At 65.5% G+C, this 9,930-nt stretch carries 11 protein-coding genes; 9 read left to right on the top strand and 2 right to left on the bottom strand.

Features of this window, described 5'->3' with window-relative positions:
* Positions 1-108 precede the first annotated feature (108 nt).
* The 7 genes from ACN4F8_RS13390 (at position 109) to hemP (ending at position 6,501) form a co-directional block, all read left to right on the top strand.
* Positions 109-2,334: a TonB-dependent receptor gene (locus ACN4F8_RS13390; protein WP_419474052.1), complete on the top strand. Its 2,226-nt coding sequence runs from the start codon at positions 109-111 to the stop codon at positions 2,332-2,334.
* A gap of 26 nt (positions 2,335-2,360) precedes the next feature.
* Positions 2,361-3,047 (top strand): Fe2+-dependent dioxygenase, encoded by a 687-nt coding sequence (locus ACN4F8_RS13385; protein WP_419474051.1) that lies wholly within the window; start codon positions 2,361-2,363, stop codon positions 3,045-3,047.
* Positions 3,044-4,180: an alpha-hydroxy acid oxidase gene (locus tag ACN4F8_RS13380; RefSeq protein ID WP_419474050.1), complete on the top strand. Its 1,137-nt coding sequence runs from the start codon at positions 3,044-3,046 to the stop codon at positions 4,178-4,180. The genes ACN4F8_RS13385 and ACN4F8_RS13380 overlap by 4 nt, the downstream gene beginning before the upstream one ends.
* A gap of 259 nt (positions 4,181-4,439) precedes the next feature.
* Positions 4,440-5,108, top strand: coding sequence for an energy transducer TonB (locus tag ACN4F8_RS13375; protein ID WP_419474049.1), 669 nt, complete (start codon positions 4,440-4,442; stop codon positions 5,106-5,108).
* A gap of 27 nt (positions 5,109-5,135) precedes the next feature.
* Entirely contained in the window at positions 5,136-5,882 is a 747-nt protein-coding gene (locus tag ACN4F8_RS13370) for a MotA/TolQ/ExbB proton channel family protein (RefSeq protein ID WP_419474048.1), read from the top strand.
* A 14-nt stretch (positions 5,883-5,896) separates the two neighbouring features.
* The gene (locus tag ACN4F8_RS13365) at positions 5,897-6,307 is read left to right on the top strand and encodes an ExbD/TolR family protein (RefSeq protein ID WP_419474047.1); all 411 of its coding nucleotides are present in this window, start codon (positions 5,897-5,899) and stop codon (positions 6,305-6,307) included.
* Positions 6,304-6,501, top strand: a complete 198-nt coding sequence (hemP, locus tag ACN4F8_RS13360) for a hemin uptake protein HemP (RefSeq protein ID WP_419474046.1) — start codon at positions 6,304-6,306, stop codon at positions 6,499-6,501. Before ACN4F8_RS13365 ends, hemP begins: the two co-directional genes overlap by 4 nt.
* Before the next feature lie 94 nt (positions 6,502-6,595).
* On the opposite strand, the gene ACN4F8_RS13355 is transcribed toward hemP, so the two are convergent.
* On the bottom strand, positions 6,596-7,003 hold the full coding sequence (locus ACN4F8_RS13355; RefSeq protein ID WP_419474045.1) for a GlcG/HbpS family heme-binding protein: 408 nt from the start codon (positions 7,001-7,003) through the stop codon (positions 6,596-6,598).
* 246 nt (positions 7,004-7,249) lie between these two features.
* On the opposite strand from ACN4F8_RS13355, the gene ACN4F8_RS13350 reads away from it, so the two are divergent.
* On the top strand, positions 7,250-7,945 hold the full coding sequence (locus ACN4F8_RS13350; protein WP_419474044.1) for a Bax inhibitor-1 family protein: 696 nt from the start codon (positions 7,250-7,252) through the stop codon (positions 7,943-7,945).
* A gap of 126 nt (positions 7,946-8,071) precedes the next feature.
* Entirely contained in the window at positions 8,072-8,425 is a 354-nt protein-coding gene (locus tag ACN4F8_RS13345) for a hypothetical protein (RefSeq protein ID WP_419474043.1), read from the top strand.
* A gap of 18 nt (positions 8,426-8,443) precedes the next feature.
* Here the strand turns inward: ACN4F8_RS13345 and rlmD are convergent, their stop codons facing one another.
* Complete coding sequence (gene rlmD, locus ACN4F8_RS13340) at positions 8,444-9,925, bottom strand: 23S rRNA (uracil(1939)-C(5))-methyltransferase RlmD (RefSeq protein ID WP_419474042.1); 1,482 nt, start codon at positions 9,923-9,925, stop codon at positions 8,444-8,446.
* Positions 9,926-9,930: the final 5 nt, after the last annotated feature.

Raw genomic sequence — 9,930 nt, 5'->3', positions numbered from 1 at the left:
GGTTACAAATTAATGCGAATCGTTCTCGTTTAATATACAATTCAAACCTCCAGCCAGCCAGGACGCCCCGCGTGCAGCCAGCCGAAAACCCTTCAGCTTGTTGCCACCATGTCCCAACGGAAAACCCGCCAGCGCCACGCCCAACCCCGCTCGCTCGCCCAGCCCCACCTCACCACCTCCACGGCCATGTTGCCCCTGGGCGCCATGCTCCTGGCCGGCTCCCTCAGTGCCATGGCACAAACCACGCCGTCCGACACCCTGCCCACGGTGACCGTGCGCGAACAGGCCGAGGTGCCGCAAACCAAGAACAGCTTGCGCACCACAGCAAGCGGCATCGGCAAGGGCAACCAGGCGCTGCGCGACATTCCGCAATCGGTGACGGTGATGACCGAGCGCCTGATCGACGACCGCAACCTCGACGACTTCCGCGAGGTGCTGCGCACCACCGCCGGCGTGACCTTCCAGGCCGGTGAAACGGGCGAAGAAGACGTTCGACTGCGTGGCTTTTCCCTGGGTCAGGCCGGTGACATCTACACCGATGGCATCCGCGACGGCGCACTCTACGAGCGCGATACCTTCAACAACGACCGGGTGGAAGTGCTCAAAGGCTCGGCCTCCATGCTGTTCGGCAAAGGCTCCACCGGCGGCGTGGTCAACCAGGTCAGCAAGCAGCCGTTTCTGCTGAACCAGCACGAGGTGACATCCACGCTGGGCACCGGCCGCGAAGCGCGCCTGACCGGCGACTTCAATTTCATGACCGGCGAAGACTCGGCTTTCCGGCTCAACGCCATGGTGCATGAGGAAAACAACTACGGAGCGAAGGTGAGCAAGCGCGGTGTCGCGCCCACCTACCGCTGGGGCATCGGCACGCGCGACGAGTTCTCGGTCGGTCTCTACCACCTGGAATCCGAAGGCACACCCAACTACAACCACCCCTGGTTCACCCAGAACGGCGTGATCCAGCCCACGCTGCCAGCGCGCAACTACTACGGCCTGGCCAGCGACCACCTCGACACGTCGGCCGACTACGTCACGCTCAGCCACACCCACCGCTTTGACCGCCAGAACTCGCTGACCACCCGCTTGCGCCACGGCCGCTACGAACGTGACCTGCTGGCCAGCGTGATCCGCTTCGGCACCACCGGCGGCGCACCCACCACCGCCAGCAACCTCGGCCCCAGCACCATCCTCACCCGCTCGCCCAAGGGCCGCATCGGCGTCAGCGACACCACGCAGATCCAGAGCGATTTTGTGGGCACCTTCAACGGCCTGGGCAAGAAGCACGACCTGCTGGCCGGCGTGGACATCTACCAGGAGGACGCCCAGCGCGCAAACAACTTCGCCGGCCCGTCCAGCGGGCTGACCACCACCGTGGGCACACCGAACGACGGCGACTCTTTCGCCGACGCACGCGGTGCCGTGCCCTTCAACACCTTCGACGCGCGCAACATCGGCCTGTACGTGCAGGACACCGTCAGCCTGAGCTCCACCGTCAAACTCATTGGCGGTCTGCGCTACGACAACTTCAAAGCCACGTACGTGACCAACACCGGCGTGGCCAACGATGTGACGGCGAACCTCTGGAGTCCGCGTGTGGGCGCCACGTTCCAACCCGACGACAACACCTCGTACTACGTGTCGTTCGGCACCTCGTTCAACACCTCGGGCGACACCTACCAGTTCACGCCGGGTGCGCCCAACACCAGGGACGCCAACACACCGCCCGAGAAGAGCCGCAACCTGGAGATCGGCGGCAAGTTCGAGCTGTTCGAGAAGCGTGCAACGCTTGGCGCAGCACTGTTTTATTCAGAAAAGTACAACGAGCGCAACACCGATCCGGACACCGCCAGCACGCAGCAACTGCTCTCGGGCAAACGCCACGCCGCAGGTGTGGAACTCAATCTGGCCGGCCGCATCACGCCGAAGTGGGACATCTTCTACAACCACACCTGGATTCCGAGCGCGAAGATCGACAAGAGCAACGTGGTGCTCAACGCCGCCGGCACTGGTCCTCAGGTGCAGGGCGACCGCCCTGGCCTCACGCCCAAACACAGCGCAAGCCTGTGGACCACCTACATGGTGTTGCCCAAGCTGCGCATCGGTGGTGGCCTGAACTACCGTGGCAAACAGAACCCCGAAGGTTCGCGCCACATCGTGGCCGACAGCTTCGTCACGTTCGATGCCATGGCCGAATACAGCATCACCGAAACCACCACGCTCAAGCTCAACGTCACCAACCTGACCGACGAGCTCTACGCCGACTCGCTGTACCGCGGCTTCTACGTGCCCGGTGCCGCGCGCACGGTGCAGCTGACCTTGAAGAAACTGTTCTGACCCGGGTTCGCCCGCACCGACACACCATGCTCCTGCACCTGAAGAACATCCTCACCGACGATGAACTCAACACAGCCCGATCGCTGCTCGGCGATCGGGCGGCATGGATCGACGGTCGCAGCAGCGCGGGCGTGCAGGCCCTGGGTCAGAAAAACAACCAGCAACTCGCTCAAGACAGCGAGGCCGCGCAATCTCTGCGCGGCCTCGTGCTGGCGGCGGTCAACCGGGATCCGCTGTTCTTTTCAGCCGCCCTGCCACGCAAGGTGTTCAACCCGCTGTTCAACCGGTACAGCGGAGACTCCAATTTTTACGGTGCCCATGTGGACGGCGCCGTGCTGCATTCCAGAGCCACCCAGCAATGGGTGCGCTCCGACATCTCCTGCACCCTGTTCCTGAGCGACCCGGCCAGCTACGAAGGCGGTGAACTCGTCGTGCAGGACACCTTCGGCGAGCAGCGCATCAAGCTGCCGGCGGGTGACATGGTGATCTACCCCGGCTCCAGCGTGCACCGGGTCGAACCAGTCAATCGTGGCGAGCGCATCGCCAGTTTTTTCTGGGTCGAGAGCATGGTGCGCAGCGACGAACAGCGCCGCCTGCTGTTTGACTTAGACATGAACCTGCTGGCCCTGCGAAAGCGCCACGGCGAAACGCCCGAGACAACCGCGCTCACAGGCACGTACCACAACCTGCTGCGGCTGTGGGCCGACACATGAAACCGGCTGCTGCGCCACTGGCGCCCAACACCCTGCCCGATGGCGTGGTGAGCCTGGCCGACCACGAGCACCACGCGCGCCTGGTGCTGGGCGATTCGGTATGGGCTTACTTCAACGGCGGCGCGGCCGACGAGATCACGCTGCGCGCCAACACCCAAGCATGGCAGGGGATTGAACTGCTGCCCCGCGTGATGCGCCCGCTGGCGGGCGGCCACACCCGCGTGAACCTGCTGGGCCGCGAACTCGCCCACCCGATCCTGGTGGCGCCCATGGCCTACCAGCATCTGGCGCACCCCCACGGCGAACAGGCCACCGCGCTGGCCGCAGCAGCATTGGGCGCAGGCCTGGTGCTCAGCACGCAAGCCAGCACCCTGCTCGAAGACGTGGCCCGCGCGTTTCTGCCCGATGCCGGTCGCGGCCCCTTGTGGTTCCAGCTCTACCTGCAGCCCGGCCGCGGATTCACCCGCGAGCTCGTGCAGCGGGCCGAGGCCGCCGGGTTCGAGGCCCTGGTGCTCACGGTGGACGCGCCCGTGAACGGCGTGCGCGACCGCGAACGCCGCGCGGGTTTTCGCCTGCCGGCCGGCGTGTCTGCCGTCAATCTCGCCGGCCTGCGCGAGTCGGACACGGCCGCGCCGACCACCGGTCACAGCGCCGTGTTCGACCACCTCATGACCCACGCCCCCACCTGGGACGACATCGCCTGGCTGCGCTCCGTCACCCGCCTGCCGGTGCTCATCAAAGGCGTCGTGCACCCGCTCGACGCACGGCAGGCGCTCGACTGCGGCGCAGCCGGGCTGATCGTCTCCAACCACGGCGGGCGTACGCTGGACACCATGCCCGCCACCGCCGCGCTGTTGCCACGCGTGGTACAGGCCGTGGCGGGTGATGCGCCGGTGCTGGTCGACGGCGGCATTCGCCGTGGCACCGATGTGCTCAAGGCCATGGCGCTCGGTGCGTCGGCCGTGCTGGTGGGCCGCCCGGTGCTGCACGGTCTGGCCAACGCGGGCGCCACCGGCGTGGCCCATGTGCTGCGCCTGTTGCGCGACGAACTCGAGATCGCCATGGCCCTGACCGGCTGCCGCACACTGGCCGATGCGCCCGGGATGCTGCGGTCCAGTGCCGACGTTCTCTGATCGCTCCTTTTTTTGCTTATTTATGCAAATACGAAGCATTCTCGTTTAGAATAACTTTTCGCGATGCCCCACCTGTTCACATCCCCGAAAGGACCCACCATGACCACCGGACTCGTTGCCCTGGCCACTGGATTCGTCGTGATGTTGTGCGCCGTGTGGTGGATCTTTCGCGCCTGATGCACCCACCGCCCACGCCGCTAAACTGATGAGCCCACACAGCGCCACCCTGGCGCCGCCCCACTCCCCCATGTCTGAGGCCATGCCCACCCAGCTCCAACGCCGTCTGGCCATCGTGCTGTCGGTGGTGGTGTTTCATGTCGGCGCGCTCTGGGCGCTGCAGAGCGGCCTGCTCAAGCGTGCCGTGGAGCTGGTGATTCCGGTGCAGGTGATGGCCGAATTCATCGAGCCGCCGCAGCCTCAGATCGAGCCACCTCCGCCCGCCCCACCAGTGGCCACCCCTGCACCGCCGAAGCCCAGACCACGGCCGGTGCCGCAACCCTTGCCGCAACCGGTGGCCACACCCACACCCGAGCCTTCCGCGCTGGCCCCGGTGGTCCCGCCCAGCCCGCCCGCGCCACCCGCCCCTGCAGAGCCGGTGGTGGCTGCCGCGCCACCCGCCCCACCGGCGCCAGCAGCGCCGCCCCGCATCGAACTGCCTTCCAGCAGCGCCGACTACCTCAACAACCCGCGCCCGCCGTACCCACCGCTGTCCAAGCGCCTGGGTGAACAAGGCAAGGTCGTGGTGCGCGTCTTCATCGAGGTGGACGGAACCGCCACGCGCGCCGAGGTGCGCCAGTCCAGTGGCTTCGAGCGCCTGGACCAGACCGCGGTGCAGACCGTGCTGCGCTGGCGCTACGTGCCCGGCAAGCGTGCTGGTGTGCCCGAGGCCATGTGGTTCAACGTGCCGATCAATTTCGTTTTGGAATAAACCCCGTCAGCAGGAGTCAGAAAAATCATGGAACCACAACTCGCAAGCTCGGGCATCGCCCACGTCTGGACCCAGGGTGACTGGGTCACCCGCTCGGTGGCCATCGTGCTGCTGCTCATGTCGCTCGCCACCTGGATCATCATCCTGTGGAAAGCGCTGGACCAGCGCGCACAACGCGCGCAGGCCAAGGGCGTTGAAGGCTTCTGGCACAGCGCCGATTTCGCCGAAGGCCTGGACAAACTGGGTCCCGCCGAAGGCAACCCGTTTCGTGCCGTGGCCTTGGAGGGTCGCGAATCGACCCGCCACATCCTGCACAAAGATGGCCACAATGGCGCACCACCGCAGCGCCAGCTGCACGACAGCCTGGACGTGAGCGACTGGGTCGAGCGTTCGCTGCGCAAGAGCGTGGACGACTTCACCGCGCGCGCCCAGAGCGGCCTCTCGGTGCTGGCCTCGGTGGCCTCCACCGCGCCCTTCGTGGGCCTGTTCGGCACGGTCTGGGGCATCTACCACGCGCTACTGAGCATCGGCGCCGCGGGCCAGGTCAGCATCGACCAGGTGGCCGGCCCGATCGGCGAGGCGCTGATCATGACGGCACTCGGTCTGCTGGTCGCCATTCCTGCGGTGCTGGGCTACAACGCCCTGGTTCGCGGCAACAAGGGCATCAGCCACCAGCTCAACCGCTTTGCGCACGACCTGCACGCCTACTTCGTCACCGGGGCCCGCGTCACCGCCGGGGGCGATGCCAAGGTGCTGCCGATGAAGAAAGCCTGAAGAGGAACCCCACCATGGCCATCGGAACCCAACAGGACAGCGACGACATGATGAGCGAGATCAACATGATCCCGTTCATCGACGTGATGCTGGTGCTGCTGATCATCTTCATCATCACGGTGCCGGTGATCAAACACGCGGTCAACATCGAACTGCCGCAGGCCAGCATGGAAAAGGTGCTGGACAAACCGGAAAACATCCGCCTCTCGGTGGACGCCGACGGTGCGTACTTCTGGAACGACCAGCGCGTGGACGATGCCGATTTCGCCACCCGCCTGAGCGCTGCGGCGGCTCAGGAGCCGCAACCCGAGCTGCACATCCGTGGCGACAAGGCGGTGCGCTACGAGCGCGTGGCCCAGGCCATGGCCGCAGCCCAGCGCAGCGGTGTGCGCAAGATCGGCTTCATCACCGAGCCCGCACCATGAACCGGGAACCTCGCCCGGACCCCGAGCGGGAACCTGTCCCGGCGGTGGAAGACACCGAGCCGAGGGAAGGCGTTTCTGCGTCCGTGTCCAGCGATTCGCTGCTGCGCGGCCAGAAGGCCGTGACGATCAGCCACAACGGATCCCTCTACCGCTTGCAGGCCACACGCCAGGGCAAGCTGATCCTGACCAAATAGTTTTGAATCGTGGGGCGACCTCGGAGATTTCATCGTCTCCGGGCGTCGTTTTTGACCAGCCAGGGGGCGTTGCGCCCCGGTAGCCAGGTCTTTTTTAGAGCCCTATTGCAGCAATGCCGGCGCGTGCAATCTGCGCGTCTTCGGTGGACTTCACCCCGCTCACACCCACCGCACCCAGGCACTGGCCATCTTTCATGATCGGCACGCCACCTTCGAGCATGCCCGAGAGGAAAGGCGCGCTCAGGAACGACATGCGGCCCTGGTTGATCACGTCTTCATAGACCTTGCTCTCGCGCCGGCCCATGGCCGCCGTGTGGGCTTTGGCCGGGGCGATGTGCGCGGAGATCGCGGGGGCGCCGTCCAGGCGCTGCAGACCCAGCAAATGCCCGCCGTCATCCACGATGGCGATCGTGACCGCCCAGTTGTTCTTCAGCGCTTCGGCTTCGGCGGCTGCAGCGATCAGTTTGACGTCGGCGCTGTCCAGCATGGGTTTGTTTTTCATGAACTTGTGTCCTGTTGGGGTGTCTGAAGAATGTTGCAGGCCAGGATGTTGAGCTCCGGCGAGCGTGTGGCAACGATACCGCGATCATTGAGGGTCGTGAGGTCACAAGTGACCTTACCAAAAATGCGGTTTCTGCCCTCCTGTTCCCCGGGAGGTTCGGCGTCCTACAATGTATTTCCACCGGTTGGGCTTCATGTCGACGCCCAGACACCGGCCCCGTGTCAGATGATGAAGGAGATCACCACCATGACCGACCAAGTCCACACCAGCGGCCGCTTCGGCACCGCAGTCTCAAGCGACGCGCAGCGCAACAAAGTCATGCGCAACACCTATTGGCTGCTGGCCCTGTCCATGCTGCCGACCGTGCTGGGCGCCTGGGTGGGCGTGCAGACCGGCATCACCGCCAGCCTGGGTGGCGGTCTGGGTTTGATCGTCTTCCTGGGCGGCGCCTTCGGCTTCATGTACGCCATCGAGAAGACCAAGAATTCCGCTGCCGGCGTGCCGGTGCTGCTGGGCTTCACTTTCTTCATGGGTCTCATGCTGTCACGCATGCTGGCCATGGTGCTGGGTTTCAGCAACGGCTCCAGCCTGATCATGACGGCCTTCGGCGGCACCGCTGGTGTGTTCTTCATCATGGCCAACCTGTCGACCGTGATCAAGCGCGACATTTCGGGCATGGGCAAGTGGCTCTTCGTGGGTGCACTGGCCATCATGATCGGCGCGATCATCAACGTGTTCGTGGGCAGCCCGGCCGCCATGGCCGCCATTGCCACCATCGCCATCGTGGTGTTCAGCTTGTACCTGCTGTACGACCTCAAGCGCATCGTGGATGGCGGCGAGACCAACTACATCACCGCCACCCTGGGCCTGTACCTGAGCCTGTTCAACATCTTCCAGAGCCTGCTCATGCTGCTGGGCATGTTTGGCGGCGACCGCGAGTAATCGCCCTCGCGCACCAGGAAAAAGGACCTTCGGGTCCTTTTTTCTTGCCGGTGCTTTTCCCTTGTCAATCAGGTGTCAAGTTCCGGGGGCAAACGCCGAAACAACTGGAAACCCACACCACACACCATGCGACACACTGCCCTCTCTGCCTGCCTCTTGGGTGCCGCCAGCCTGCTGGCGGGTTGTGACGCGCTCGGCATCGAGAGCGCAGTGGATGTGGCTGCCAAAAAGGAAGCCGAGGGCAAGGCCATCGGCAGCGCCTGCCGCCACGCGGTGCGCAGCATCGAAGACTGTTTCGGCGGCTACCCGCGTGCGGGCAAGGCCGCCGTGTTCGCAGGCTGGAAGGAGATGGACGAGTACATGCGCGAGAACGCCATCGTGGGCATGCCGGCCGAGCCCGCACCGGCTGAAGCAACCCCCGCCGCCAGCCCGGCCGCACCGGACGGCGGCAAGTCGGCCAGCGCCTCGCGCAACTCCTGATCCGCAGCCCCGCCCGGTTTATTCGGGCGCTGCGTCCTTGCCCGGAATCCGCGACGGATCGAGTTCAAACACCGCCATGCTCTCCACGTGTGCCGTGTGCGCAAACATGTTGACCACGCCCGCGGCCACACAGCGGTAGCCCGCCTGGTGCACCAGCAGGCCTGCATCGCGCGCCAGCGTGGCTGGGTTACAGCTCACATACACGATGCGCTGCGGCGGCGTCCAGCCACCGCGCTGGGCCGGGTTCTGGTGCAGATCCGCCAGGGCCTTGGCCAGCGCAAACGCGCCTTCGCGTGGCGGGTCCACCAGCCATTTCTGCGCCGTGCCGTCGGCCACCAGCATGTCCGGCGTCATCTCGAACAGGTTGCGCGCGGCAAACGCCGTGGGCACCAGCGGAGTGCTGCGCCCGGCCTGGTTCAACGCCAGGTTGTCGCGCGAGCGCGCCACCAGCGTTTCACTGCCTTCAATGCCGAGCACCTCGCCCGCGGTGGTGGCAATCGGCAGGGTGAAGTTGCCCAGGCCGCAGAACCAGTCGATCACACGTTCGTTCTTCTTCGCGTCCAGCAGGCGCAGCGCGCGCGTGACCAGCACGCGGTTGATGGCCGGGTTCACCTGGGTGAAGTCGGTCGGCTTGAACGGCATGGTGATGCCGAACTCGGGCAAGGCGTAAGACAGCTGCGGGCCATCGGTGTCCAGCAGCTTCACGGTGTCCGGCCCCTTGGCCTGCAGCCACCACTGCACACCGTGCTGCTGCGCGAACGCGCGCAGGCGGCTGATGTCGTCTTCGCTCAGCGGCTCCAGGTGGCGCAGCACCATGGCGGTCACGTCGTCACCGCAGGCCAGCTCGATCTGCGGGCAGGTCTCGCGTGCGTCCATGCCGAAGATCAGTTCGCGCAGCGGCATAAGCATCTCGCTCACATGGGGCGGCAGCACCGGGCAGACCCGCATGTCGGCCACGTAGCGGCTCTTGCGCTCATGAAAACCGATCAGCACCTCGCCTTTTTTGTGCACATGGCGCACCGACAGGCGCGCGCGGAAGCGGTAGCCCCAGGCCGGCCCTTCGATCGGGCGCAGCATCGTCTCGGCGCGCACCTTGCCCAGGTGCCAGAGGTTGTCTTCGAGCACACGCTGCTTCACGGCCACCTGGGCCGATTCGTGCAGGTGCTGCATCTTGCAGCCGCCGCAAGCGCCGGCGTGCAGGCCGAAATGCGGGCAACCCGGGCGCACGCGCTGCGCAGACTCGTGGTGCACCGCGGTCACCACACCGGCTTCCCAGTTGTTCTTTTTGCGGTGCACATTGACGCTGACCTGCTCGAACGGCAGAGCGCCTTCGATGAAGACCACCTTGCCGTCGGGCCGGCGGGCGATGCCCTGGGCATCGATGTCCAGCGACTCCACCGCGAGCCAGCCGTCGGGCAGAGGGCTCTCGGGTGCGTCGTGGGCCGCGGCGTTGGCGGTGGTGAGGAGGCTGTTTACGTGGAGGGTGGCGGCTGTCGTCATCCCTC

Origin of the sequence: Hydrogenophaga sp. (assembly GCF_048549895.1) — a bacterium.
Taxonomy (GTDB): domain Bacteria; phylum Pseudomonadota; class Gammaproteobacteria; order Burkholderiales; family Burkholderiaceae_C; genus Hydrogenophaga.
The sequence above is the reverse complement of the archived record's forward strand: the minus strand, read 5'-3'. Positions and strand labels throughout refer to the sequence as shown.